A 25449-nucleotide genomic window follows, 5' to 3' on the forward strand; every position below is an offset into this window, starting at 1 on the left:
GGGCTAGACGATGTCCTGGGACTTGGCGAAGCGGGTAATCGCACGCTGGGTGCCGCGGTTGGCGAGGACCTGGATGATGGCGCTGACGCCCGCTGAGATCAGCGCGAAGGTCAGGGCCGAGTGAAGCGTGGTGGGCACATCGTCGTCGTGGCCCTTGGGCGGCTGGTTGCCGGTGGCTTTCTCCCAGACGCTGTCGACGAGCTTGGTGCCGACATAGCCGGCGAGCAGGCTGACGCCGGTGCCGAGCAGTTTGATGAAGAGGTTCATTCGTCGTGACTCCTTGCGGGAGGAAACAGGGCTTCCCCTAGCCTAGCGTTTATGGCCCGGCGGAACGGCCAAAGGACGCGGGACCGCGGCGAGGCCGGGTGATGCCTTTGTCCGGACGGCCCGGGACCAATGCCCCTGTCCGGCGGGTCCGGCCCGGTCCTACCTTCGAGCATGGACCAGCCCAAAACCCGACAGCAGGGCCACGCCTCGCCGCTGGCCACCCCGCCGGCTGACGGCCAGACCTGGCGGCGGCTCTATTTCTGGGCCGGCATCTCCTCGGTGCTCTTCGTGGCCCTGCTGATGCTCGCCCTGGTCCTGGACTTCGCCGCCCCGCCCCCGGTCCACGGAGGCGCCGAAACGCTGGAATACATCGCGCGGAACAAGGGAATCTACCTTGCCGAACAGCTGCTGTGGATCGTGCCGAACATCCTGCCGGTGCTGGTGTTCGTTGCCCTCTTCGTGGCGCTCGCCCCGCTCGACAAGAGCCTGGCCCTGCTGGCCACGGTGGTCGGCGGACTGTCGTGGGCGCTGATCCTAGCCGTCCCGGTCACCAGCCGGGGCTCCCTGGTGCTGGTCTACCTCAGTGACCGTTACTCCGCGGCGGACGACGACGCAGCCCGTCTCCGGTACGCGACCGCCGCAGAGGCCATCGTGGCGGAGAACAACACCCCCGCCGTCGTCGGCGTCCTGTCCGCGCTCGGCATCCTGCTGATCTCCTTGGTCATGCTGAAGGGCGTGCTGCCGGGGGCTCTCGCTTGGCTGGGGATCGCCACCGGCGGCCTGGGCGTCGTCGCGGAGGCGTTGCGGCACGCGGTCCCGGAGTTCTACTGGGCCTACGGGGTGCTGTTGTGGGTCTGGTTCGTGGCCGTGGGGCTCGCGCTGATCCGGCTGGCCGCGCGGACGCCCCGGAGCAGCGGCAGGCTAGCCTGACGTTTGTGGCCCGGCGGAGCGGCCGAGGATCTCCGTCAAGGCCTCGACCACCAGCTCATGATCGGCCTTCTGCGGCAGCCCCGAAACCGTGACCGTGGCGACCATCCCGGTGCCGCGCAGGTAGATGGGGAAGGCGCCGCCGTGCGCGGCGAACTCCTGCTGGTCGAACCAGGCGTTGTCCTCGATCCGTCCCCCGGCGGCGCGGGCCCGGAGGCCGACCAGCAGCGACGGGACCTCGTACCGCACGGCTGTGCGCTGCTTGGCCCTGATCCAGCGTTCGTTGTCCGGGGTGGCGCCCGCCAGGGCCGCGTGGAACAGGACCTGCTCACCTTTGGTGATGTCGATGGCGATCGGGTGGGAGCGCCGCCGGCCGAGTTCCACCAGGAGAAGTCCAAGGTCCAGGGCGTCGTCCTTGCTGAACGACCGGAACTGCAGCTCCTCCATTTCGGCGAGGATGCGGCCGATGAGCGCACCCAGGGACCCGTGCGGCTGCGGTTCCGCGGAGTCCGGGTCGTAGTCGGGGGAAGACACTGGTGAGTTGGTCAAATGAATCAGCTTCCGTTAGGTGGCCGCCGTTGGTTGGCCGGCAGGCCGCGGCGCCCGGCGTTCCATGCTTTGTGCGACTCTACCAACCCGGCTGTTGCGGGTCACCGGCGCCGAAGCCGGCGGATTGTGACGGCCGGCGCCGGAAAACAAGCCGTTACGGGTGTAAACTGGGCCACGCCCACAAGGGCGATATTTAGATACGACAGGGGAGCGCCGCCGTCGGGCATCGCCGGAGAATTCCGGGGAAACCACAGGTGGGCGCTGAGAGTGCGGACAGCCGCAGACCCTCGAACCTGATCCGGTTAGTACCGGCGCAAGGGAGTCGAGTTCTCAGAGTGCGCGGGGCTGTGGCGGAAGCCGCGGACCCGGGGCACTCTCCCCTCCTGTTCCTCAGGAGGACGATATGACTGACACATCAGCGAAGCACACACCTGCCAAGAACGAACCCGCCAAGACACCCGCCAAACCCAACCGCAGCTGGCGTGTGGTGGACATTGTGGTGGCCGCGTTGATCGCGGTGGCCGGCGGCGTGATCTTCTGGGCCTGGTCCCAGGGCGCCAACCTCATTTCCGCGCCCGTCAACGCTTTCTATCCGCCGCTCACCGGGCTCTACGCCGGCGGCTGGATGATCCCCGCGGTCCTGGGCATGCTCATCATCCGCAAACCGGGTGCCGCGCTGTTCTGCGAAGGTGTTGCCGCCACCGGCGAGCTGATCATGGGCTCGCAGTACGGCACCACGGTGCTCATCTCCGGCCTGCTGCAGGGCCTGGGCGCCGAACTGGTCTTCGCCGCCTTCATGTACAAGAAGTTCAACCTGCCGGTGTCCCTGCTGGCCGGAGCCGGGGCGGGCCTGTTCTGCGGCCTGAATGATTCGTTCATGCCTTGGGGCTGGAACATCGCCTACGCCGGCGGCGACAAGCTCGCGTACATCATCTTCACTGCCATCTCCGGCGCCGTCATCGCCGGCGGGCTCTCCTGGCTCGCCACCCGCGGCCTGGCCAGGACCGGGGTGCTGAGTTCCTTTGCCTCCCGCAAGGCCGCCACGGAGCCTGTCTTCTCCTGACGACCGCACACTGACCATGACATCCTCCGATACAGTCCGCCCGGCCAGCGTCACCGCCCGCGGCTGGGGCTGGCGGCACGCCGGCCGGTCCCGGCCCGCCGTCAGCGGCCTGGACCTGGACATCCGGCCCGGGGAGCGCGTGCTGCTGCTGGGACCCTCGGGTGCCGGCAAGTCCACGCTGCTCCACGCCCTGGCCGGGGTGCTCGGCGACAGCTCCACGGGCGGCGCTGACCCTGCAGCCGGCGCCGCGTCGGACGCCGAGGACGCGGACGAGTCCGGCAGCCTGCTGATCGACGGTGCCCCGCCGCGGTCCCGGCGCGGCCGGGCCGGGCTGATGCAGCAGGACCCGGAGACCCAGGTGGTGCTCTCGCGCCTCGGCGACGACGTCGCCTTCGGCGCGGAGAACCTCTCCGTGCCACCGGCGGATATCTGGTCACGGGTAGCGGAAGCGCTCGACGACGTCGGGCTCGGCCGGCTGCCGCTGGACCACCCGACGTCGTCGCTCTCCGGCGGGCAGAAGCAGCGACTGGCGCTCGCCGGCATCCTGGCGATGCGCCCCGGGCTGATCCTGCTCGACGAACCCACCGCCAACCTCGATCCCGCCGGCGTCCTGGAAGTCCGCGACGCCGTCGGACGTTGCCTGGATAAGACCGGAGCCACCCTGGTGGTGGTGGAGCACCGGGTCTCGGTCTGGAAGGACCTCGTGGACCGGATCGTGGTGCTGCAGCCCGGCTCGGCCACGGACTCCGCGGTGCTGATCGACGGGCCGCCGGACCAGGTCCTGGCGCAGGCACGGGACATGCTCACCGCGGCGGGCGTCTGGGTGCCAGGCTATGTGCCGCAGACCCGGGCGCGCGGCGGCACCCCGGACGCCGGGGCATCCGGTGTATCCGGTGCATCCGGGGGGACCGCCGCCGGAGCCAGCACCGCGGGACGGCTGCTGCTGGCCGCGGAGGACCTGGCCGTCTCGCGCGGACGCCCGCGGCGGGCCGGTCTCCGCGGCGGCTTCCGGCCCATTCCGCCGCAGCCCGTGCAGTCCGGCATCACGGCCCAGGTCCGGGCCGGGGAGGCCCTGACCATCACCGGGCCCAACGGCTCGGGGAAGTCCACCTTCGCCCTGACGCTCGCCGGGCTGCTCGCGCCCGTGTCCGGCAGGGTCTCTGCCACCATGGAACTCAGCGCCGGCGCCGGGATCGACCCCTACCGGTGGAAAGCGCAGCAGCTGATCGCCAGGATCGGCACCGTGTTCCAGGAACCCGAGCACCAGTTCGTCACCGGCCGGGTGCTCGATGAGCTGATGTTCGGGCCCCGGCACCTGGGCCGCGGCGAGGAGCGTGTGGACGAACTGCTGGAGCGGCTGCGGCTGACGGAACTCGTGGACGCCAATCCCTACACGCTCTCGGGAGGCGAGAAGCGGCGCCTGTCGGTGGCCACCGTCCTCGCCGCCCATCCCCGGGTGCTCGTCCTGGACGAACCCACCTTCGGCCAGGACGCCAACACCTGGGCCGAGCTGGCCTCCTTCCTCTCCGAACTGCTCGACGACGGCACCGCCGTCGTCTCCGTGACACATGATGCCGAGTTCAGCGCGGTCCTGGGCGGCACCGAGCTGGGTCTCCGCGCCCCGGACCACCGCGCACCGGACCGCCAGGCACCGGACCGCCGGGCACCGGGGAAGGTCGCCGCGCCATGAGGCAGGAACTGACGCTGCGCGGCAACCATGCCCTGCTGACCCGCGCCAACCCGCTGGCGAAGTTCGCCGCCGTTATGCTCATCACGATGGTGCTGGCGCTGTCCATCGACTGGGTGTCCGCCTCCGTGGCCCTGGCGTTCGAGCTGGCGCTTCTTCCGCTGGCCGGGCTGACCCTCGCCCTGCTCTGGCAGCGCGGCTGGCCGCTGATCCTGGCCGCCGCGCTGGGCGGCTGGAGCACCACGATCCTCGCGCCGGACAGCGGGGGCATCCTGCTCGACGCCAGGATCTGGTCCATCAGCGAAGGATCCCTCGAACTCGGGGTGGGTTTTATGATCCGCGGCCTGGCCATCGCGCTGCCGGCGGTGCTGCTGATGAGCTGCACGGACCCCACGGACCTGGCGGACGCCCTCGCGCAGAAGGCGAAGCTGCCGCACCGTTTCGTCCTCGGGACCCTGGCCGCGATGCGGCTCGTGGGGCTCATGGCCGAAGAGTGGCAGACCATCGGCATGGCACGCCGCGCCCGCGGCGTGGGCTCCCACGGGAATCCGCTGCAGCGGCTCCGCGCCACCCTGGGGCAGAGCTTCGGGCTGCTGGTGCAGGCCGTCCGGCGCGCCTCCCGGCTCGCGGTCACCATGGAAGCCCGCGGCTTCGGCGGGGCACACCGCACGTGGGCCCGGAAATCGACCTTCAGCGGCGTGGACGCCTGGGTCCTGCTGGGCGGGGTGCTGATCGCCGGCGCCGCGGTCGCCGCCTCGCTGGCGGCGGGAACCTGGAACATGGTCTTCCTGACACGGCAGTAACGCCGGATATCGCACGGTGCGGGTATTTCTGTGAAATTGACCGCGTTCTGGCTGGAATGCAGGGCGCCAATAGATCACCCGTGATATTTTTTGGGTATGACTCAAGAGACTGCTGAAGAAGTCGGTGCCCTGCTCCGCGACGCCCGTGGCCAGAAAGGCTGGACCCAGGGGCAGCTCGCCGCCGAGCTGGGAACCAGCCAGAGCGCGATTGCCCGCATGGAACAGGGCAAGCAGAACCTGAGCCTGAAAATGATCCAGCGGCTCGAGTCCATCTTCGGCCGGAGCATCGTCAAAGTGGGCCGGCAAGCCATGACGCACCTCCGGGTCGAGGGCGGCCGTACCCTGTCCGGCTCCGTCGACGTCAACAGCAGCAAGAACGCCGGCGTTGCCCTGCTGTGCGCCAGCCTGATCAACCGCGGCACCACCACCCTGCGGCGGCTCGCCCGGATCGAAGAGGTCAACCGGATCGTCGAGGTGCTGACCAGCATCGGCGTCGAATGCACCTGGCTCAACGCCAGCGACCTGCAGATCCGCCGCCCCGCCGTGCTGGACCTCGACTCAATGGATGTCGAGGCGGCCCGCCGGACCCGCAGCGTCATTATGCTGCTGGGCCCGCTGCTGGACGAATCCAGCGAATACCGGCTGCCCTACGCCGGCGGCTGCGACCTCGGCACCCGCACCGTGCAGCCGCACATGCAGGCGCTGCGCCAGTTCGGCCTCAGCGTCGACGCCAAGGCCGGCTTCTACGCCGTGCAGGCGCCGCCGTCGGACGGGCACGACCGCTCCTTCGTGCTCAGCGAACGCGGCGACACCGTCACCGAAAACGCCATCATGGCCGCCGCGCACCGCAGCGGCACCACTGTCATCCGCAACGCCAGCCCCAACTACATGGTGCAGGATCTGTGCTTCTACCTGCAGATGCTCGGCGTCGGGATCGAGGGGGTGGGGACCACCACACTGAAGATCACCGGCCGGCCCGCCGTCGACGCCGACATCGAATACTTCCCCTCCGAAGACCCGATCGAGGCGATGAGCCTCATCACCGCCGGCATCGTCACGAACTCGGAAGTGACCATCCGGCGCGTCCCGATCGAATTCATGGAAATCGAACTCGCGACGCTGGAACAAATGGGCCAGCGGCTGGAGGTGTCCGGCGAGTACCTGGCCCGCAACGGGCGCACGCGGCTGGTGGACGTCACCACCCGGACCTCGGAACTGCACGCCCCCGAGGACAAGATCCACCCCATGCCGTTCCCCGGGCTGAACATCGACAACCTGCCCTTCTTCGCGGTCATCGCCGCGAATGCCCAGGGCCAGACGATGATCCACGACTGGGTCTACGACAACCGTGCGATCTACCTGACCGAGCTGAACAAACTCGGGGCCCAGGTGCAGCTCCTGGACCCGCACCGGATCTACGTCAACGGACCCACCAAGTGGCGTGCGGCCGAGGTGGGCTGCCCGCCGGCCCTCCGTCCCGCGGCCTGCCTGCTGCTGGCGATGCTCGCCGCCCGCGGCGTCTCGGAACTGCGGAACATCTACGTGATCGAGCGCGGCTACGAGGACCTGGCCGAGCGGCTCAACACCATCGGCGCGAAGATCGAGTATTTCCAAGACTGAATGCGCTGACCCACTGAACACATCCCAACAACGCGGGGTCACACCGCTCCTATCAGGGGCGATGTGATGGGCGCGGAGTGACCGCGGGTTGGTGTAGGGCGTTTCCTCGGATCCTGACGCACAATAGAGTCATGCGCACCTTCGGCGTGGAGGAAGAACTGCTGATAGTGGATCCCGAAACGGGGATGCTGCTTGCGCTCGCCGACGTCATGCTGCCCAGCCTGGTCCCGCCGAAGCGGGACGCGGGCCCGGCTGACCCGGCACGGCTGCATGACATCGGTGAGGGCACCGATTTCAGCTACGAACTCAAACTCGAACAGATCGAAACCCAGACGCGGCCGTGCCTGGACTACACAGAACTGCTCCGGCAGCTCAATCAGGGCCGGGACCGCGCGGACCGCGCCGCCCGGGTGCACGGCGGCCGCGTCGCCGCCCTCGCCACCTCGCCGCACGGCTCCGCCACCCACCTGACGCCGAACCAGCGCTATCTGACCATGCAGCAACGCTTCGGGCTCACGGTCCGGAACCAGCTGACCTGCGGCCTGCACGTCCATACCTTCGTGGAGTCTCCGGAGGAAGGCGTGGCCGTCATGGACCGGATCCGCGACAAACTCGCCGTGCTGATCGCGCTCAGCGCGAACTCCCCCTACTGGAACGGCGCGGAGACAGGGTTTGAAAGCTACCGCACCCAGGCTTGGAACCGCTGGCCGGGGTCGGGTCCCACGATGATCTTCGGCAGCCTGCCGGTCTACCGGCGGCTGGTGACCCGGCTGGTGGAAAGCAACGTCCTGATGGACGAGGGAATGGTCTACTTCGACGCCCGGCTGTGCCGGAATCATCCGACCGTGGAGATCCGGGTTGCTGATGTCTGCCTTCGGGCCGAGGACGCGGCCCTGATCGCCGTGCTGGTGCGCGCGCTCGTTGAGTCGGCGTCCCGGGAATGGAACGACGGCGTCGACCCCGCCCCGGTGCCGACACTGCTGCTGCGGATGGCCGCCTGGCAGGCCAGCAACTGCGGGCTCCGTGGCCAGCTGCTGGACTTCGGAACCTTCACCCCTGCCCCGGCCGCGGACGTGGTCCACGCACTGGTGGACTTCGTGGCCCCCGTGCTGGCGGAGCAGGGCGAACTGGACCTGGTGCGGGCGGGCGTCGGCCGGATCCTGGCCCAAGGCACCGGTTCGCAGCTGCAGAGGGAACCGTTCCACTCAGGCGGGCTGGCCGCCGTCGTCGAACGTGCCGTGGAAGTGACGATGCAGGGAACCTCCGCCGGGGACCCGGCGGACCAGGACGAATCCCTGGGCCGGGTCCGCCGCGGCTGACCCCTACCGCGAAAAGCACTAGACCTGCTTCAGCGCCTGGCCAAGGTCGCGGGTCAGGTCCTCAAGGTCCTCGAGGCCCACGGAGAGGCGCACCACGCCGTCACTGAGCCCGATCGCTGCCCGGCCCTCGGGCCCCATGGCGCGGTGCGTGGTGGTCGCGGGGTGGGTGATGAGCGACTTCGAATCGCCCAGGTTGTTGGAGATGTCGATGATCCGCAGCGCATCCAGCAGCGCGAACGCTGCCTCTTTCGCCGAACGCCCGGCGGACGGGGAGAGCTCGAAGGTCAGCACGGTGCCGCCGGCCTTCATCTGCCGGGCAGCCAGTTCGTACTGCGGGTGGGACGGCAGCAGCGGGTACTTGACCCAGCTGACCGCGGGCTGCTCTTCAAGCCATGCGGCCAGCCGCAGCGCGGAGGCGGAGGAGTGGTTCACCCGCAGGGCCATGGTCTCCAGCCCCTTGGTCAGCACCCACGCGTTGAAGGCGGACAGCGCCGGGCCGGTGTGGCGCATGAGCTGCTTGACCGGGCCCTCGATGAAGTCCTTGGTGCCCAGGATCGCGCCGCCGAGCACCCGGCCCTGGCCGTCGATGTGCTTGGTCCCCGAATACACGACCACATCCGCGCCGAGCTCCCCGCAGCGCTGCAGCAGGGGGGTGGCAAAGACGTTGTCGACGACGACCGTCGCACCGGCGGCGTGCGCCAGTTCGCTCACGGCGGCGATGTCCACGATTTCCTGCATCGGGTTCGACGGCGACTCGAAGAAGACCGCCGTCGTCGGCTCCGACAGCGCCGACCGCCACTGCTCCATGTCCGGGCCGTCCACAAAAACCGTCTCGACGCCCCAGCGGGGAAGGATCTCGTTGAGGATCACGAAGCAGGAACCGAACAGCGAACGGGCCGCGACCACCCGGTCGCCGGCGGCCAGCAGGGCGCCGAGGGCAGTGAAGACCGCGGACATGCCCGAGGCGGTGGCGAAGCAGGCCTCGGTGCCTTCGAGCAGCCGCAGCCGTTCCTGGAAGGTGGCCACCGAGGGGTTGCCGTAGCGGGAGTAGACGAAGCGTTCGTCCTCGCCGGTGAAGGCGCGCTCCGCGGCGGCCGCGGATTCGTAGACGAAGCCCGAGTTCAGGAAGACCGGTTCGGACGTTTCCTGGAAGCCGGTGCGGTCGAGTCCGCCGCGGACAGCCTGGGTATCGGCGCTCCAGCCGGCGGCGTCAGGATTGAAGGTCACTTAGTGCTTTCCGGGGTTGGTGGGCAGGCCGCGGTTCTTCCAGCCGTTGACGGTGCGTTCGCCGTAGCGGTCCGGTTCGCCTTCGAAGCCCTCAAGGACGTTGTAGGAGGTGAAGCCGGCGTCCGTCGCTGCGATCGCGGCGGCGATGGACCGGGCGCCCGAACGGCACAGGAACACCAGTTCGGTGCCTTGCTCTTCGGGGGCCGGCTGTTTCAGCTGCAGCTTCAGCTGTTCTATGAACCGCGCATTGGGGATGCCGCCGGCCAGGTTCCACTGGATGAAGAGCGGATCGTTCCGCTTGCTGCCTGCGGCCGCGGTGTCCGGGATGCCGATGTGGGCCCATTCGCCCTCGGTGCGGACGTCCACCAGGATGGCGCCGTCCTCCAGCTTGGCCCAGGCCTCCTGCGGGCTGAGGTCCCCGGCGTAGCTCACGCGTGGCCCTCGCCGTCGAACTCGAGGTCGTCCACGGCATTGGCGACGGCGGCATCGGCGCTGGCGATCGCCGCCGGCAGCACGACGGCCTGCGCCACGATGACGCTGCTGCCGTTGAACGCGGCGGACGGGCTGCCGTGCAGCACGTAGCCCTCGGCGAGGGCAGCCGAGACGCGCTCGCAGAAGGCGCGGTCATCGGGGCCAGTGAACAGGCGGTACGCCAGTCTCTCTTCGGCGGCACCGGGTAATGCGGGGGACGGGGCGGGCGCTGTTTCGGGGACAGCGGGGGCGGACGCGTCAGGCACGACGGATCTCCTTCTTTCACGCTTGCAGCTCGAATGGTCGATATGCCGAGTATTCACCTGAGGCACCCCGCCGCGAAAGGGAGGGTTGCCGACCGGCCAGTCAGGGCTTGGCGCCGGTTCTCATTACTCACCAAAAACGTAACACCTGCGACGCCGGCCCGCACCGCCGCCGCCGTCATGTTAAGTAACGCTCCGCGTTGCTTTCGGGGAGGCTACTCGATCGTGGCGTACAGCGCGTTGAGCTCCGCGGTGAGCTGCCGGCGCAGCTCCGGGGTGCCGATTTCCTTGCCGTCGATGTGGTTGACGGGCGCCAGGAGCCGGATGCTGGAGATCAGCCACACGGCGTCGGCGTCGTACAGGTCACGGGGCTCCAGCGGGCCGTAGCCCAGCTCCCAGCCGGCGGCCTTCGCCGCGGTGAACAGGGCGCCCTGCGAGGTGCCGGGCAGGATCCCGCTGTCGAGCTGGGGCGTGATGAGCCGCCGGACGGTGCGGACCCCGCCGGCGCCGTCGTCGGAGGTCTCCAGGTGCGCGAGCAGCACGGTCGACGTCGGACCCTCCAGGACCCGGCCGTCCGCGGAGGTGAAGATGACGTCGTCCGCGCCCTGGGCATGCGCGTAGCGCAGCGCGGCCATGTTGACGGCGTAGGACAGTGTCTTGGCGCCCATGAGCAGCCAAGGTGCCCGTTCCCCGATGTCGCTGTCGTAGCCGCGGTCCAGCAGGATGACGTCGATCCCGGTGTCGCGCTGGCGCCTCCCGGCCGGTCCGGGGGCGGAGGCCTGGACCCAGCAAGTGGGCCCGGGCGCACCCTCGACGCCGCGGGTCACGAGGAGCTTGACCACGAGTTCGTCGTCCCCGGCGGCCCCGGCGCCAGGGACGTGCTGGCGCCGGTATTCGCCGATGGCCGTCGCGATGGCCCGCCGCCAGGCTTCCTCCGCGGGGATGTCCAGCTCCAGCAGCCGGGCGGACCCGGCCAGCCGGTCCAGGTGCGCCTGGAGCTTGCGGGGCTGCCCGCCCACGGCCAGCAGCGACTCGAAGACCCCGTCGCCGCGGGTGGCGCCCTGGTCCGTCGCCATCAGCTGCGGCCGGGTGGCATCGGCCAGCCGGCCGCCGTCGAACGCAGGATCCAGGAAGACCAGCACCGGGACGGGGGCGGGAGCGGCGGCAGGAGAAGTCATGGCTTCAGCTTAGTGCGGCGGGCTGCGGGATAGGATTTGAAGGTTGCCCGTTCCGGAACTGTTCCGCGGGTCTGGAACTTGAGGGGTTCATCTGTGTTGTGGCCTTTTTCTCTCGCGGAAACTCTCCCGTCCTGGGTGATCATGATCCTCACCGTCGTTGATCTGGCCATCCGGGTGCTGGCCCTCGGCATCATCCCCGGAAACCGCCGCCCCACCACGGCCATGGCGTGGCTGCTGGTCATCTTCTTCGTCCCGGCCGTGGGTCTGGTCCTCTTCCTGCTCTTCGGCAACTTCCGGCTCTCCCGCAAGCGCCGGGCGCAGCAGGACGCCGTGAACACCCGGGTACGCGCCGGCACCTCCGAGCTGGCGATGCTGGAAAGCCGCTATGAGGGCCCGGAATGGGTGTCCTCCGCAGCGGAACTGAACAAGACGCTCGGCTCGCTGCCGATGGTGGACGGCAACCGCGTGGAGCTCCTGCCCGGCTACCCCGACTCGATCAAGGCGATGGCTGCCGCCGTCCGGGACGCCAAGGAATTCGTCAACGCCGAGTTCTACATCCTGAGCTCGGACCACGTCACCGACGAGCTGCTGACCGCGATGGAGGAGGCAGCCGACCGCGGCGTCGAAGTCCGGCTCCTGTTCGACCACCTGGGGACCCTGCGCATCAAGGGTTACAGCAAGCTGATCGCCAGGCTCAAGGCCGGCAAGATCCGCTGGCGTCCCATGCTGCCGCTGAACCCGATGCAGGGGCAGTGGCGCCGGCCGGACCTGCGCAACCACCGCAAGATCATGGTGATCGACGGCGAAATCGCCTTCACCGGGTCGCAGAACCTGATCGAGCCCTCCTACAACAACCCGCGGCACCGCAAGATCGGCCGCGAATGGGTCGAGCTGATGGCCTGCCTGCGCGGGCCGATCGTCACCACGCTCAACGTCGTCTTCGCCACCGACTGGCTCAGCGAAACCGACGAATCCCTCGAGGGCCAGCTCGCGCACCGGCCCGAACTGCACGCCGGGAACGTCACGGCCCAGGTGGTGCCCAGCGGCCCCGGCTTCATCACCGAAAACAACCTGCGGCTCTTCAACACGCTGATCTACTCGGCGCAGCGCAAGATCTCGATCTGCAGCCCGTACTTCGTCCCCGACGATTCGCTGCTGTACGCGGTGACGACGGCGGCGCAGCGCGGCGTCGACGTCGAACTCTTCGTCTCGGAAAAGGGCGACCAGTTCCTGGTGCACCACGCCCAGCAGTCCTACTACGAGGCACTGCTGGAGGCCGGCGTGCGGATCTACCTGTACAAGGCCCCGTTCGTGCTGCATGCCAAGCACTTCACCATCGACAACGAGGTGGCCGTGCTGGGCTCCAGCAACATGGACATGCGCTCCTTCTCGCTGAACCTCGAGGTCTCGGTGATGCTCCTCGGCGAGGACATCGTGCAGCGGATCAGCGCCGTGGAGGACACCTACCGGGGCATTTCGCGCGAGCTGACGCTCGAGGACTGGATGAAGCGGCCGATGGGGGATAAATACGTGGACAACGTCGCCCGGCTGACGGCGACGCTGCAGTAGCCGGCGTCAGGGCCGACGACGGCGTCAGCCGGGCGGGAACTCCGCGCCGAGCGCCGAGAGGACCCCGAAGGCCTTGGTCCGGATTTCCTCGTACTCCTCCTGCGGCGAGGAATCCGCGGTGATCGCTCCGCCGACGCCGAGGCTGAGTCCGGTTCCCCCGCCGGGCTGCTCCGTGAGCACGAGGGTGCGGATCGCGACCGCCAGATCGGTCGCGCCGTTGAGCGAGAAATAGCCGATCGCGCCGGAGTAGACGCCCCGTGGGGCGCCCTCGAGCCGGTCCAGGATGGCCATGGTGCTGACCTTGGGGGCGCCGGTCATGGAGCCGGCCGGGAAGCAGGCCGCGACGGCCTCGGCCCGCGGCATCCCGGGCCGGAGGCGGGCATCAATGGTGCTCACCATCTGGTGGACCGTGGCGTAGCTTTCGATCGCGCAGAGCCGGCTGACGGATACCGTGCCGGGCACGGCGAAGTGGCTGAGATCGTTGCGCAGCAGGTCCACAATCATGATGTTCTCGGCGCGGTCCTTCGGGGATGTCTCCAGTTCGTGCCGCAGCAGCGCGTCCCGTGCGGGGTCCGCGTCCCGGTGCCGGGTACCCTTGATCGGCTCGGCGCGCATCCCGCCGTCGGCCGTGATGCGCAGGAAACGCTCCGGCGAGGTGCTCGCCACGGTGAGGTCCCCGAAGCGCAGGTAGCTCGCGAACGGGGCGGGATTCCTGCGGCGCAGCGCCAGGTAGGCCTGCCGCGGGTCCAGAGCGGCCGCGGGAAGTTCCGCTGCCAGAGCCGTGGTCAGGCAGACCTCGTATGTGTTGCCCTCGGCGATCTCGTGCTGGGCCCGGGTGATTTTGGATTTGTAGGAGACTTCCGAGTCCCGTGCGGCGAAGTCCGGGCCGGCACCGGGGGCGGACGGGTCGACGGCGCTGCTGCCGCCGGCCCCCGCGGCCGGCCCGGAGGATGCCGCGGTGGCGGCCTCGGTGGCGGCGCGGGCCGTGTCCAGCCAGCCGCCGGCGTCCGCGGTGTCCAGGGCCAGCAGCCAGACCGTGCCGTCCCTGTGGTCCAGCACCACCGCGCGGCCGGCGAACAGCAGGCAGGCGTCGGGGGATTCGGCCGTGACGTCGCTGCCGCCGGTCTCGCGTTTGAGCTCGTAGCCGAGGTAGCCCAGCCAGCCCAGGGTGAAATCGCACGGGTAGTCCTCCGGGGCACGGAGGTCAGGCCGGCCCCAGACCCCGTCGAGCCAGCGGAAGAACGGCCCCTCGGTCCTGACGCTGGCGTTGCCGACGCTCACGCGGGTGGCGCCCGAACGGTGCCGGACCGACTGGCCGAACGGGCCGCCGTCGTCCGCCAGGATACTGAAGCGGCTCCGTTCCGCCGCGGCGCTGCCGTCCGGGGCGAGGGAGGAGTCGAGCCAGACGGCGTTGGCGGCGCGGCCGAAGAGGGATTCGAACAGCCGGGCAGGGTCCGGGGTGGCGTCGATCCGTTCGGTGCGCAGCTGGAGGCCGCGGCGGGCGCCCAGCTCGGGGAGGAGCGCCGGGGCGAGGGCCGGCAGGTACTGGAGTGCCTGCAGCACCTCCGCTGGCGCGGCGCCGTCAGCAAGGTTGAGCACGCTGACGTCGGCGTGGGCAGGGACGTCGTCCTCGGCCAGCCATGCCTGCTCCTGGGCGGCCCACGCATCCCAGTAGGGTTCGTAGGTTTCACCGTCGCGGGCCAGGGCCCTGCTGCGCCGGTCGTGTTCGGGCGAATCGGCCCAGATCACCGCGGCCAGGAAGGGGCGGGCGGCCGCCGCGGCGGCGCCTACCCCTTCCACCAGGACGATTTCGGCCGGCTGGGTGGTGCGGGTGTCGCCGTCGTAGTGCGCGGTCCAGTCCCAGCTGACCCATTCGGCCGGTTCGCCGCGGTGCAGCGGGGCCAGAACGGTCGAGACGTAGCGTTCAATGCCGGCTGCGAGGCCGTTCCAGCCGGGGTAGATGTCCTCAAGGTGGAAGAGGGAAACCTTATGGTGTTCGCGGAGCCGTGCCGCCAGTTCGATCGCCAGGGTGGTCTTGCCTGCGCCGGAGCGTCCGTCGATGGCGATGATGACGGGTGCGGGACTCATGAAATAGAGCGTACCGGCTGCTGTGCATTGGGTTGATCCCTGCCGGGGTGTTGCCCGTCCGGCTGTGGACGCCGGGCAAGCTCGGCCCGGACGTGCGCCACAATCCCGGGAAGCGCGGCGTGGATCAGGTTCCAGGTCACGTCGAAGTCGGCGTGGCCGCCGTACCAGGGGTCCTCGATGCCCTGGTCCAGGGGATCCTTGCCGGCAACGGCCGGGTCAAAGCTGCGCAGCATCCGGATCTTGGACAGCGATTCGCTGTCCGGCGCCGCCTGCTGGAGCCAGCCGAAGTGGTCCACGTCCAGGGCCAGGATGAGGTCGCGGGTCTGGAACCATTCCGTCCGCCATTCGCGCGCCACATGGCGGTCCGAGGGGATGCTGTGGGCGGTGAGCTTGCGGGCGGCCCGCGGGTCAATCGGGCGGCCCACCTCATAGGCCGTGGTTCCTGCCGAATCCACGACGGCGCCAGCCAGGCCCGCGGCCGCGATGGCCTCAGCCAGCATCAGCTCGGCCATCGGCGACCGGCAGATGTTTCCGGTGCAGACCGCGATGATCCGGTACTGGCTCGACATTGAGGTCATAGTGCAAGCATGAATCATGCGGGTCCTCTTGGCTAGTTTCCGGACAGTGGATATTACAGAGCTTGTCACACTTGTATTTCATGTTGTCACGGTGGGGGCGTGCGGGGCCTTTGCCCCTACCCGGCCGCGGGCGGACGGTGGAGCATGTCCCCATGACGCTGGGAACGAATGTGCCGCCTCCGGTGTCCGCAGCCGCCGCGGCGGCACAGCATCCGGAGAATGCCCGGCACGTGGCGGTTTGGTCCCGCCGGTACGTGCTCGGTCTCATGCCGCTGCTCGCAATGCTGATGACCGCAGCCCTCGTGGGGGCGGGGGCCGCGCTGCTCGCGGCGCGTGCCACGGGCTGGGGCACCGAGACGGTGGTGAACCGATACATCTCGCCGAACGGCGCGGTGTCGGATCACCCCGCGGATATCAAGGGGCTGCTGGCCGCCTCGCTTCCCTCTGTGGTCGCCGTGAAGGCCACAACAACGCAGGCCAACCTTCTGCTGGACCCCAACAGTGGCGGCCGGGTGATGGCACAAGGGACCGGCGTCGTCATTGGCAGCACGGGTGAGGTCGTTACGAACGCGCACCTGGTCACCGGCGTGGTCAGCGAAGCATCGACCGTGACCGTGACGTTCCACGACGGGAGCCAGCGCACAGCCCGGATTGTGGGCTCGGACTGCGAAAACGACCTGGCCCTGCTGCAGGTCAACGGGGTCAAGAACCTGCCGGTGCTGGAGTTGGCGGACTCGGGATCCACCGAGCCCGGCGACGCGGTCATCGCGATCGGCTACGCCCTGGGCCTGGACGGCGCACCGAGCGTCACCACGGGAATCATCTCCGCCACCGGACGGACGTCCATCGCCAATACGGGCCTCGGAAGCACCTGCAGGCTGACCAACCTGCTCCAGACCGATGCGCCGATCAGCTCCGGCGACTCCGGCGGGCCCTTGATCGACAGCGGCGGCCACGTGATCGGCATCAACACCATGGTGGCCGCGCCCACCCCGCAAACGACGGTGAATGGCATCAGCTTCGCCATCCCGGCGGACACGGTGAAAGCCCTGCTCCCCGGCCTTCGCGCAGGCGGCGCGGGAGGCTGAAGCCGCAATACTTGAACTAACGGTCCGCGGGATTCGCGGACCAGACGGCCTTGCGGAGAATCGACCGCAGGGACGCCACTTCCTCGCCGGTAAGCATTGCCAGCTGTTGCGCTTCGGCGGCCTGGGCTGCCTTCTGGGCGGCGGCGTGAAGGGTGCGGCCCGTTTTTGTGGCGGTCACCAGTTTCTGCCGCCGGTCTGAGGGTCCTGGCTTTCTTTCCACCAGCCCGCGGTGTTCCAGCTCATCGATGAGCGCCACGATCTGGCTGGGGTCCAGGCTGAGGAACTCGGCCAGTTCACGTTGGGTGGGTCCCAGATTGCCGCAGGCCAGCGCCAGTACGGAGTAGGACCGCTCCTTCAGCCCGAACTCTGCAAGGGCGGCGTTGTTGAGCACGCTGCCGGCGGCGTGCAGCTTGGCCAGCAGGAAGCCGATGTCAGTGCTGATGCTTGAGTCCGCCAGCCGGGCGGAAGCCTCGCCGGAGCTTTCGGCGGCGTCGCGTGCCTGAAGTGTCATGGTGCCTTTCGGGCGGGTAGCCGGCCGGGTCGTTGAATTATTCAATGATCCCATGTGCACCGCGCCTGCGAAAAGCGGGCGACGGGAGTTGCGAAGGTGGCGCGCGGGGCCACCATTGCGTGCATAAATAAATGATTGACATTTTCAAGGATTGAGTTTCTAATTGAAGCAGTCAAGGGAGATGTGCATCACACACAGGCTCCCTGGGATATCCGCCGCAAGGCGCAGTGCAAAGGAGCAGCATGAGCCTGTCAGGGAAAGTAGCAATCGTCACCGGAAGCGGCCGCGGCCTGGGCCTGGCGTATGCCCGGGAACTCGCCCGCCAGGGCGCCGCCGTCGTGATCAACGATGTGGATGCCGGGGTGGCCGCCGACGCGGTCCGGACCATTGAGGCCGACGGCGGCCGCGCCGTCGCCGTCGTCGCTCCGGTGGGCAGCACCGAAGCCGCCCGGCAGCTCGTGCGGACAGCGGTGGAGGCCTTCGGCCGGCTCGACATCCTCGTCACCAACGCTGGCATCCTGCGCGACAAGTCGCTCCTGAAGATGACGGACGAGGACTTCGACCTCGTGATCAACGTCCACCTCAAAGGCACCTTCACCTGCGCCCGCGAAGCGTTCGCCTACTTCAAGGAAAACGGCATCGCCGGCCGAATCATCACCATCGGTTCCCCCACCGGCCAGCGCGGCAACTTCGGCCAGACCAACTACGCCGCCGCCAAGGCCGGAATCGTCGGCATGGTCCGCACCTGGGCGCTGGAAATGAAGAAGGCCGGCGTCACCGCCAACGCCGTCATCCCGGTGGCCGCCACCGCCATGACCAAGACCGTCCCGTACTTCCAGAAGGCCGTCGAAGCGGACGAGCGCGGCGAGGCCATGCCGGCCTTCTTCCGGCACGATCTGGGGTTCGGAACCGCCGACGACGTCGCCGGGCTCATTGCCTTCCTCGCCTCCGACGAGGCGGCGGGCATCACCGGCCAGGCGATCGGCGCCGGCGGGGACCGCCTGCAGCTCTGGACCCACCCAGAGGCCGCCGTCACCGAGTACCGCGAGGGCGGCTGGGGCTACCGGGACCTCGTGGAAGACTTTGGCGCGCTCTTCGGCGACAAGCTGCAAAGCGTCGGCGAGGATTTCCTGCCGCTTCCGGAAGACCTCAAGCCCGAACCGGCCGAGGTCCGCTGACATGGCCCCCCAGCGCTATGAACTCGGCATCGACCCCGCGAAGCTCGACGCGATCGACATGCACGTCCACCTTGAGGTGGACGGCCACGGCCACGAATCCCTGCCGCCGGCCCTGACCGAAGCATCCGCCAAATACTTCAAGGCCGAGGACCGGACCCCGTCACTGGACCGGATCGCCGAAATCTACCGCGGACTGAACATGGCCGCCGTCGTCTTCACCGTGGATGCCCGCACCCAGCTCAAGCACGAGCCCAACAGCATTGAAGACCTCATCGCCGGCGCCGCCCGGAACAACGACGTCCTGATTCCCTTCGGCAGCGTGGACCCGCGCACCGGCGCCGAGGCCATCCAGGGCGCCAAGCACCAGGCCATCGACCTGGGGGCCCGCGGGTTCAAGTTCCACCCGTCCCTGCAGGGCTTCGACCCCTCCAGCGAACAGTTCTACCCGCTCTGGGAAGCGCTGCAGGAACTCGGTCTCCCGGCCATTTTCCACACCGGCCAGAACGGCATGGGCGCCGGACTCCCCGGCGGCTACGGCATCAAGCTCGGCTATTCGAACCCGCTCCTGTTGGACGGCGTCGCGGCGGACTTCCCGGGGCTGCAGATCATCATGGCCCACCCGTCCGTGCCGTGGCAGGACGAGGCCAACTCCATCGCCACCCACAAGTCCAACGTGTTCATCGATCTTTCCGGCTGGTCCCCCAAGTACTTCCCGGAATCGCTGGTGAAGATGGCCAATTCCGTGCTGCAGGACAAGGTCCTTTTCGGCACCGACTTCCCGCTCATCACCCCGCAGAAATGGCTGGGTGCCTTCGCGGACCTGCCGCTCAAGGACGAGGTCCGGCCCAAGATCCTCAAACACAACGCCGTCCGCCTGCTTGGACTGGGAGGCTGAAATGTCAGTAGAGACGGACCGGACCGTCAACGCGGTCAACCAAGCCAGGCTGTACGGAGTCTGCGACTATTACGACGCCGAGTCCCTGCTCACCGCGGACGAGCGGCGCGTGCTGGGCAGGCTGCGGACCTTCCTCGACGAGCAGGCCCGGCCGCTGCTGGCGGACCATTGGGAACGCGGAGAATTCCCGGACGAGCTGGCGCAGCCGCTGATCGGCCTGGACCTGATGGAACCGGCAGAACTGACCGGCGCCCCCGGTGCGGAGCGGACGCCGGCCCGGGGAATCTACCAGGGCTTCCGGATCTTCGAACTCGCCCGCACCGACGCCTCGCTCGCCACCTTCTACACAGCCCAGGCCGGACTGTTCCGGACCGCCATCCGGGTCGGGGCCTCCGCGGAACAGCAGGCCGAGTGGATGCCGAAGGTCATCGATTTCTCGCTGAAGGGCGTCTTCTCGCTGACCGAGCCGGAGTCCGGTTCCGACATCGCCGGAGGGCTGTCCACAACGGCCCGCCGTGAGGGCGACGTCTGGGTCCTCGACGGCGCCAAGCGCTGGATCGGCGGTGCCGCCACCGCGGACGTCCTGGCCGTGTTTGCCCGCGACGTGGCCGACGGCCAGGTCAAAGCCTTCCTCGTCGAGCGGGAAGCCCTCGGCGTGACGCTGGAGAAGATCCACGGCAAGACGGCCTTGCGGATGATGCAGAACGCCCACATCACCCTCGATGGCGTGCGGGTGCCCGAATCGATGCGCCTGCACAATGTGGACTCATTCCGGGACGTCGCGGCAATGCTGCGCGCAATGCGCTCCGACGTCGCCTGGATCGCCACCGGCATCGCGGCCGGCGCGTTCGAGGCGGCCCTGCGCTACGTCACCGAACGCCGGCAGTTCGGACGCCCACTCGGATCCTTCCAGCTGGTCCAGGAAAAACTGGCCCGGATGCTCGGAAACGTCACGTCGGCGCTGTCCCTGGTGGTGCGGCTGACCGAACAGCAGTCCAAGGGCATCTACCGGGACCAGGACTCCGCCCTGGCCAAGATGCAGACGTCCCTGCTGATGCGCGAAACCGTGGCCCTGGCCCGCGAAGTGGTCGGCGGCAACGGCATCACGCTTGAGACCGACGTCGCACGTTTCCACGCCGACGCCGAGGCCGTCTACTCCTACGAAGGCACCCACGAAATCAACGCCCTCATCGTCGGCCGGGCCCTGACCGGCGAAAGCGCCTTCACCCGCTGACCCCGGCACCCAACGGAACCAGCGCACCCCCGCTCCGGCACCGCCGTCGGACAGTTCCCTACCCCACCCAGCCCTCCAGGAGGACACCATGCCCAATCTCGTCGTCGATTTCGACAAACTGCTCACCCTCGCCGGCACCGATCTCGGGGTCACCGAGTACCGCGAAATCACCCAGGACCAGATCAACAAGTTCGCCGACGCCACCGGAGACGACCAGTGGATCCACGTTGACCCGGAACGCGCCAAGGACGGCCCATTCGGCGCCCCAATCGCCCACGGCTTCCTCACCCTCTCGCTCATCATCCCCTTCTGGGGCGAGCTGTTCGACGTCGACGGCGTCACCACGAAGGTCAACTACGGGCTGGACAAGGTCCGCTTCACATCCCCGGTCAAGGTAGGCGCGCGGATCCGCATGCGGGCCACCATCAGCGAAGTCACCGAGGTCAAGGGCGGAGCCCAGATCAAGGTCGCCAACACCATCGAGATCGAGGGCCAGGAGCGCCCCGCCGTCGTCGCCGAATTCCTTGCCCGCTTCTACAAGTAAAACCCCTCCACGAACCCTCCCTCTGTTCAAAGGAACAACCATGTCAGGACTCACTCAGCTTCAAGCGATGGGCACCGCCGAGCGACGCAAGGAAGCACGCACGGTCATTGCCTCCAGCTACCTGGGCAGCACCATCGAGTACTACGACTTCCTCCTCTACGCCACGGCCGCGGCGGTCGTCTTCCCCAAGGTCTTCTTCAGCGGCATGGACGACTGGGTGGGCGTTGTGGCCGCCTACGGCACCTTTGCAGCGGGCTACGTGGCCCGCCCGCTAGGCGGCATCATCTTCGGCCACTTCGGCGACAGGATGGGCCGCAAGGGCATGCTGATCATCTCCATGCTGGTCATGGGCGTGGCGTCCACGCTCATCGGCCTGGTCCCGGGTGCCTCCGTGGCGGGGCCGTGGGGTGCGGTGCTCCTCGTGATTCTCCGCGTCTTCCAGGGCATCGCCGTCGGCGGCGAATGGGGCGGGGCCGCCCTGATGGCGCTGGAGCACTCCGAATCGGGCAAACGCGGTTTCGCCGCCTCGTTCGTCAACGCCGGGGCGCCCACCGGCGCCGTCCTGGGCACCCTGGTCATGGGCGCATTCTCTGCCCTGCCGGACGACCAGTTCCTCGCCTGGGGCTGGCGGGTGCCGTTCCTGCTCTCCTTCGTGCTGCTGGGCGTGGGCATGTTCGTCCGGCTTAAAGTGTCCGAAAGCCCGATTTTCACGGCCGCCATCGAGCAGGAAAAGGCCGAGCAGGAGCAAGCTGAACGGGAGAACGAGGCGCAGGGGAACGGCGCCGGAACCACGGCAAAGCAGGCCGCACCCCTGGTGCAGGTGCTGCGGCGGCCGAAGACGCTGATCTTCACCATGCTCGCCGGCGCCGCGGGCTTCGGGCTCCAGGTGGTCCTGGCCACGTTCTCGGTGACCTACGCCGTCTCCCAGGGCGCCGACCGCCAGGGCGTGCTGTACGCCTTCGCCGCTGCCTCGCTGGTCTCCATCGTGTTCGTGATCATGGGCGGCCGGCTTTCCGACAAGGTGGGCCGGCGGCCGGTGATGATCGGCGGACTGGTTCTGTTCGTCATCTACCTGGTGCCGATGTTCCAGCTGCTCTCCTCCAACAACATCATGCTGATCTTCGTGGCGTTCGCGATCGGCCTGATGATCCATTCCACGCTGTTCGGTCCTTTGGCGGCGTTCGTGTCCGAGCAATTCGGCACCACCTCCCGGTACACCGGCGCGTCTCTGGGCTACCAGCTGGCAACCCTGCTGGGCGCCGGGTTCACCCCGGGCATCGTGGCCCAGATCTTCAAGGACTCAGGCCAGGACACGGGATCGGTGGTCTGGTACCTGGCGACCATGTCGGTGGTCTCCATCGTCTTCATCCTGCTGACCCGGGAACCGAAGAACAACGACCTCCAGACCGTCCAGGCCTGACCCTTCATCGGGCCCTGTCAAACGGGCTAACCTCACAGTAGAAAGGATTCGCCGTGGAAAATTTTGGCATCGGCTCGTGGCTGCAGCGTCGCCGCCCGAAGTCCGGCAGCAAAACCGCCCTGATCAGCGGGGACCGGGAACTCAGTTATGAACAGTTCGCTGACCGGGCAGTCCGCCTCGCCAACGCCCTGAGGGACCGCGGCGTGGCCAAGGGGGACAGGGTTGCCTACCTGGGCGAGAACCACCCGTCCTTCCTGGAGACCCTCTTTGCCTGCGGAACCGTGGGCGCCATCTTCGTCCCGCTCAACACGCGGCTGGCACCGCCGGAAATCCAGTTCCAGCTGCAGGACTGCGGCGCCGGGGTGCTTATCCATGCCGGCAGCCTCGGCGAGCTGGCAGCCCGCGGGGCTGACGGAACGGCGGTGGCGACCCTCGTGGCCGTCGCCGACGATGCGGGCGCCGGCAGCGGCCAGGCGGTGAAGGGTGGACCCACCGGGCGAGCGACGCCGGTGGAGGACTTCGAGGACCTGGTGGCCTCCGGCTCGGACCAGCCGGTCGATGAAGCGGTCACTCTGGACGACGGTGCCATGATCCTCTACACCTCCGGTACCACCGGCCGGCCCAAGGGTGCCCTGCTGACCCACGGCAACGTCACATGGAACTGCATCAACGTGATCGTTGATTTCGACTTCTCCTCGCAGGACGTGGCGCTGATGATTTCGCCGATGTTCCACGTGGCGTCGCTGGACATGGGCGTCCTGCCGACCCTCCTGAAGGGAGGGACTGTGGTGCTGGAGCCGAAGTTCGACCCCGGCCGGACACTAGAACTCATTGAGCGGCACCGGGCGACCACCATCAGCGGGGTGCCCACCACCTATCAGATGCTCGCCGAGCACCCGGCCTGGGCCACCGCGGACCTCAGCTCCTTGAACAAGCTCACCTGCGGCGGTTCAGCGGTGCCGATGCGGGTGCTGGAGGCGTACGAAGCGCGCGGCCTGCGGTTCTCCAACGGCTACGGCATGACCGAGACAGCACCGGGCGCCACAACCCTGCCGGCGGCCCGGTCCAGAGACAAAGCTGGGTCGGCCGGGCTTCCGCAGTTCTTCACGGATGTGCGGATCGCCGGCTTTGACGGGAGCACCGCAGCGCCGGGGACGGTCGGCGAGATCCAGATCAAGGGCCCGAACGTGCTTCCCGAGTACTGGAACCGGGCTGACGCCACCGCCGAGTCTTATGCAGAGGGCGGCTGGTTCAAGTCAGGCGATATGGGATACAAAGACGACGACGGGTTCGTCTTCATCTCGGACCGGATCAAGGACATGATCATTTCCGGCGGCGAGAACATCTATCCTGCCGAAGTGGAACAGGCCATCACGGAACTCGAGTCGGTGGGAAGCGTGGCCGTGATTGGCGTGCCGGATGAGAAGTGGGGTGAAGTGCCCCGGGCCGTCGTTCTGCTGCGCGAGGGTGCCCAACTCACTGAAGAGCAGCTCAGACGGTATCTGGAAGGACGCCTGGCACGCTACAAAATCCCCAAGTCCGTGGTGTTTGTCGATGAGATGCCCCGGACGGCCAGCGGCAAGATCAGGAAGGCCGACCTGCGGAAGCTGAGTTCCGTGCAGCCGTGACTGGCAGTCGGCTCTGTCAGTGGATGAGGGCCAGGAGGACCCCCACGGCCATAAACAGCACGCCGAACGTCCGGTTGAGGATCAGCTGCCCGCGGGCATCGTGCGTGAAGCGCTGGAAGGACTTGGCGGCAGCGGCGAAGAAGAACCACATGACGAGGATGTCGATCACGATCACGGTGGCGGACAGGGCCAGGTACTGCGGCAGCAGCGGCTGTTCCGGGCGGATGAACTGTGGCATAAAGGCCAGGAAAAATACGATCGCCTTGGGGTTCAGCAGGTTGACCCACAGGCCGCGGCGGAACATGGAGAAGGCCGGCTCGTTGCGCAGCGCGGCGGCCTTCTCCTGGTCCAGATCGGGTTTGTGCCGGAACTGCTGGATGCCCAGGTAGACAAGGTAGGCGGCGCCGGCATAGCGGATCACGTTGAACGCGACCGGCGAACTGGCCACCAGCACCCCGACGCCGAGGGCCACGATCACGATGTGCACCACCAGGGCCGCCTGCTGGCCAAGGATGCCCCAGATGGAACGCCGGAAGCCGGAGTTCAGGGAATTGCTCATCGTGTTGATGGCGCCCGCACCGGGCGTGAAGCTGATCAGGACGCCGGCGCCCGCCAGGGCCAGCCACAGGGAAGGTTGCACTGATTTAGTGTACGGCCGCGGGCGGGGCTGCCCGCGGCCTTCGCGTCACAACGCCGTCACGCCCCGGCCGTTCGGCACGCCGGCAGGTCCGCACGCTGGGTCGCCCCTGGCGCAGAGGCAGCGGATCAGCTTCGAACGGGACCAGTGCAGCATGGTCCTGGGAAGGTCGTTGTGTCTCGGATATTGATCAAAGTACATGCGCGCGCGGGTGGACCAATAACCCGTTTCGTCGATGACGATGTGGCCAATCAACTGCATCCCCCGTTCGGCGGCCTTCGATTCCAGGATGCGGACCTCGTCCAGGATCGGGTCCGAAAAGCGGAAGTCTTCACTGAGGCTGCCGGGGTGGGCGATCGCGAAGTACTTGGTGCATTTCGGATCCAGCGCGGCCAGGACGGCATCGTGAAATTGGGCCACGCAGCCCTCGAAGTGGTTGGCGACAACGTCCACGCTGTCCAGCTGCATGTCCGCGTCCAGGCAAATCAGCACGAGCCTGGGCGTGAGTCTTCCCTGCTGGAAGATCAACGGGCGGGCGAGTATCTCGAAGTCGAACCCTGCTTGGATGATCATGTCTTGATGCTAGGAAGCCCGCCGTCCGAGCTCCAGGGCGGACCGAGGCTATGTGGACAACGGCCTGCCGCTGACGGTCAACGGGTACTGGTTTCGCCGCCCCTTCCCGGCTCAGCCGCGGCCGAAAGAGGC

25 protein-coding genes and 2 riboswitches are annotated in these 25449 nt (G+C 68.1%); of the genes, 14 read left to right on the top strand and 11 right to left on the bottom strand.

The window, feature by feature from the left end:
* Positions 1-3: 3 nt before the first annotated feature.
* Positions 4-267: a DUF4235 domain-containing protein gene (locus ABIC21_RS03955; RefSeq protein WP_354349111.1), complete on the bottom strand. Its 264-nt coding sequence runs from the start codon at positions 265-267 to the stop codon at positions 4-6.
* A 171-nt stretch (positions 268-438) separates the two neighbouring features.
* Between ABIC21_RS03955 and ABIC21_RS03960 the strand changes: the two genes are divergently transcribed.
* Positions 439-1197 carry a DUF4386 family protein gene (locus ABIC21_RS03960; RefSeq protein ID WP_354349112.1) on the top strand — a complete coding sequence of 253 codons (759 nt, stop codon included), beginning with the start codon at positions 439-441 and terminating at the stop codon, positions 1195-1197.
* On the opposite strand, the gene ABIC21_RS03965 is transcribed toward ABIC21_RS03960, so the two are convergent.
* Positions 1189-1743: a heme-degrading domain-containing protein gene (locus ABIC21_RS03965; protein WP_354349113.1), complete on the bottom strand. Its 555-nt coding sequence runs from the start codon at positions 1741-1743 to the stop codon at positions 1189-1191. The genes ABIC21_RS03960 and ABIC21_RS03965 overlap by 9 nt on opposite strands.
* A gap of 194 nt (positions 1744-1937) precedes the next feature.
* Positions 1938-2081: riboswitch (TPP riboswitch) on the top strand.
* A gap of 65 nt (positions 2082-2146) precedes the next feature.
* Here ABIC21_RS03965 and ABIC21_RS03970 point away from each other — a divergent pair.
* The 5 genes from ABIC21_RS03970 to ABIC21_RS03990 all read left to right on the top strand — a co-directional run bounded on the left by ABIC21_RS03970 (position 2147) and on the right by ABIC21_RS03990 (position 8235).
* Positions 2147-2806, top strand: a complete 660-nt coding sequence (locus ABIC21_RS03970) for an ECF transporter S component (RefSeq protein WP_354349114.1) — start codon at positions 2147-2149, stop codon at positions 2804-2806.
* Positions 2807-2822: 16 nt separating this feature from the next.
* On the top strand, positions 2823-4496 hold the full coding sequence (locus tag ABIC21_RS03975) for an ABC transporter ATP-binding protein (RefSeq protein WP_354349115.1): 1674 nt from the start codon (positions 2823-2825) through the stop codon (positions 4494-4496).
* Positions 4493-5296 carry an energy-coupling factor transporter transmembrane component T family protein gene (locus tag ABIC21_RS03980; protein WP_354349116.1) on the top strand — a complete coding sequence of 268 codons (804 nt, stop codon included), beginning with the start codon at positions 4493-4495 and terminating at the stop codon, positions 5294-5296. Before ABIC21_RS03975 ends, ABIC21_RS03980 begins: the two co-directional genes overlap by 4 nt.
* A gap of 96 nt (positions 5297-5392) precedes the next feature.
* Positions 5393-6916 (top strand): UDP-N-acetylglucosamine 1-carboxyvinyltransferase, encoded by a 1524-nt coding sequence (locus tag ABIC21_RS03985; RefSeq protein WP_354349117.1) that lies wholly within the window; start codon positions 5393-5395, stop codon positions 6914-6916.
* A gap of 131 nt (positions 6917-7047) precedes the next feature.
* Positions 7048-8235 (top strand): glutamate--cysteine ligase 2, encoded by a 1188-nt coding sequence (locus ABIC21_RS03990; protein ID WP_354349118.1) that lies wholly within the window; start codon positions 7048-7050, stop codon positions 8233-8235.
* A gap of 18 nt (positions 8236-8253) precedes the next feature.
* Here the strand turns inward: ABIC21_RS03990 and ABIC21_RS03995 are convergent, their stop codons facing one another.
* The 4 genes from ABIC21_RS03995 to ABIC21_RS04010 form a co-directional block, all read right to left on the bottom strand.
* The gene (locus tag ABIC21_RS03995) at positions 8254-9462 is read right to left on the bottom strand and encodes an O-succinylhomoserine sulfhydrylase (protein WP_354349119.1); all 1209 of its coding nucleotides are present in this window, start codon (positions 9460-9462) and stop codon (positions 8254-8256) included.
* The gene (locus tag ABIC21_RS04000; RefSeq protein WP_354349120.1) at positions 9463-9894 is read right to left on the bottom strand and encodes a rhodanese-like domain-containing protein; all 432 of its coding nucleotides are present in this window, start codon (positions 9892-9894) and stop codon (positions 9463-9465) included.
* Positions 9891-10118, bottom strand: coding sequence for a DUF1737 domain-containing protein (locus ABIC21_RS04005; RefSeq protein ID WP_354349365.1), 228 nt, complete (start codon positions 10116-10118; stop codon positions 9891-9893). Before ABIC21_RS04005 ends, ABIC21_RS04000 begins: the two co-directional genes overlap by 4 nt.
* A 94-nt stretch (positions 10119-10212) precedes the next feature.
* A riboswitch (SAM riboswitch) is annotated at positions 10213-10327 on the bottom strand.
* An 84-nt stretch (positions 10328-10411) separates the two neighbouring features.
* Positions 10412-11374, bottom strand: coding sequence for an aminodeoxychorismate lyase (locus ABIC21_RS04010; RefSeq protein WP_354349121.1), 963 nt, complete (start codon positions 11372-11374; stop codon positions 10412-10414).
* Positions 11375-11515: 141 nt separating this feature from the next.
* Between ABIC21_RS04010 and cls the strand changes: the two genes are divergently transcribed.
* Positions 11516-12943 carry a cardiolipin synthase gene (gene cls / locus ABIC21_RS04015; protein WP_354349366.1) on the top strand — a complete coding sequence of 476 codons (1428 nt, stop codon included), beginning with the start codon at positions 11516-11518 and terminating at the stop codon, positions 12941-12943.
* A gap of 24 nt (positions 12944-12967) precedes the next feature.
* Here the strand turns inward: cls and pabB are convergent, their stop codons facing one another.
* Both pabB and ABIC21_RS04025 read right to left on the bottom strand, forming a co-directional pair.
* A complete protein-coding gene (gene pabB, locus ABIC21_RS04020; protein ID WP_354349122.1) occupies positions 12968-15031 on the bottom strand; it encodes an aminodeoxychorismate synthase component I in 2064 nt (687 codons plus the stop codon).
* The gene (locus tag ABIC21_RS04025) at positions 15028-15609 is read right to left on the bottom strand and encodes a low molecular weight protein-tyrosine-phosphatase (RefSeq protein WP_354349123.1); all 582 of its coding nucleotides are present in this window, start codon (positions 15607-15609) and stop codon (positions 15028-15030) included. Before ABIC21_RS04025 ends, pabB begins: the two co-directional genes overlap by 4 nt.
* A 152-nt stretch (positions 15610-15761) precedes the next feature.
* Between ABIC21_RS04025 and ABIC21_RS04030 the strand changes: the two genes are divergently transcribed.
* On the top strand, positions 15762-16697 hold the full coding sequence (locus ABIC21_RS04030) for a S1C family serine protease (RefSeq protein ID WP_354349124.1): 936 nt from the start codon (positions 15762-15764) through the stop codon (positions 16695-16697).
* Positions 16698-16713: 16 nt separating this feature from the next.
* Here the strand turns inward: ABIC21_RS04030 and ABIC21_RS04035 are convergent, their stop codons facing one another.
* Positions 16714-17208: a MarR family winged helix-turn-helix transcriptional regulator gene (locus tag ABIC21_RS04035; RefSeq protein ID WP_354349125.1), complete on the bottom strand. Its 495-nt coding sequence runs from the start codon at positions 17206-17208 to the stop codon at positions 16714-16716.
* A 242-nt stretch (positions 17209-17450) separates the two neighbouring features.
* On the opposite strand from ABIC21_RS04035, the gene ABIC21_RS04040 reads away from it, so the two are divergent.
* The 6 genes from ABIC21_RS04040 (at position 17451) to menE (ending at position 24107) form a co-directional block, all read left to right on the top strand.
* Positions 17451-18386, top strand: a complete 936-nt coding sequence (locus ABIC21_RS04040) for an SDR family NAD(P)-dependent oxidoreductase (RefSeq protein WP_354349126.1) — start codon at positions 17451-17453, stop codon at positions 18384-18386.
* 1 nt (position 18387) lies between these two features.
* Positions 18388-19281, top strand: coding sequence for an amidohydrolase family protein (locus ABIC21_RS04045; protein ID WP_354349127.1), 894 nt, complete (start codon positions 18388-18390; stop codon positions 19279-19281).
* Position 19282: 1 nt separating this feature from the next.
* Complete coding sequence (locus ABIC21_RS04050; RefSeq protein ID WP_354349128.1) at positions 19283-20515, top strand: acyl-CoA dehydrogenase family protein; 1233 nt, start codon at positions 19283-19285, stop codon at positions 20513-20515.
* An 88-nt stretch (positions 20516-20603) separates the two neighbouring features.
* On the top strand, positions 20604-21059 hold the full coding sequence (locus tag ABIC21_RS04055) for a MaoC family dehydratase (protein ID WP_354349129.1): 456 nt from the start codon (positions 20604-20606) through the stop codon (positions 21057-21059).
* 40 nt (positions 21060-21099) lie between these two features.
* A complete protein-coding gene (locus ABIC21_RS04060; RefSeq protein WP_354349130.1) occupies positions 21100-22479 on the top strand; it encodes an MFS transporter in 1380 nt (459 codons plus the stop codon).
* 53 nt (positions 22480-22532) lie between these two features.
* Entirely contained in the window at positions 22533-24107 is a 1575-nt protein-coding gene (menE, locus tag ABIC21_RS04065) for an o-succinylbenzoate--CoA ligase (RefSeq protein ID WP_354349131.1), read from the top strand.
* Between the two features lie 16 nt (positions 24108-24123).
* On the opposite strand, the gene ABIC21_RS04070 is transcribed toward menE, so the two are convergent.
* Both ABIC21_RS04070 and ABIC21_RS04075 read right to left on the bottom strand, forming a co-directional pair.
* Complete coding sequence (locus ABIC21_RS04070; protein WP_354349132.1) at positions 24124-24747, bottom strand: LysE family transporter; 624 nt, start codon at positions 24745-24747, stop codon at positions 24124-24126.
* 45 nt (positions 24748-24792) lie between these two features.
* Positions 24793-25317 carry a hypothetical protein gene (locus ABIC21_RS04075; protein WP_354349133.1) on the bottom strand — a complete coding sequence of 175 codons (525 nt, stop codon included), beginning with the start codon at positions 25315-25317 and terminating at the stop codon, positions 24793-24795.
* Positions 25318-25449 lie beyond the last annotated feature (132 nt).

The organism is Pseudarthrobacter sp. PvP090, assembly GCF_040547365.1.
Taxonomy (GTDB): domain Bacteria; phylum Actinomycetota; class Actinomycetes; order Actinomycetales; family Micrococcaceae; genus Arthrobacter.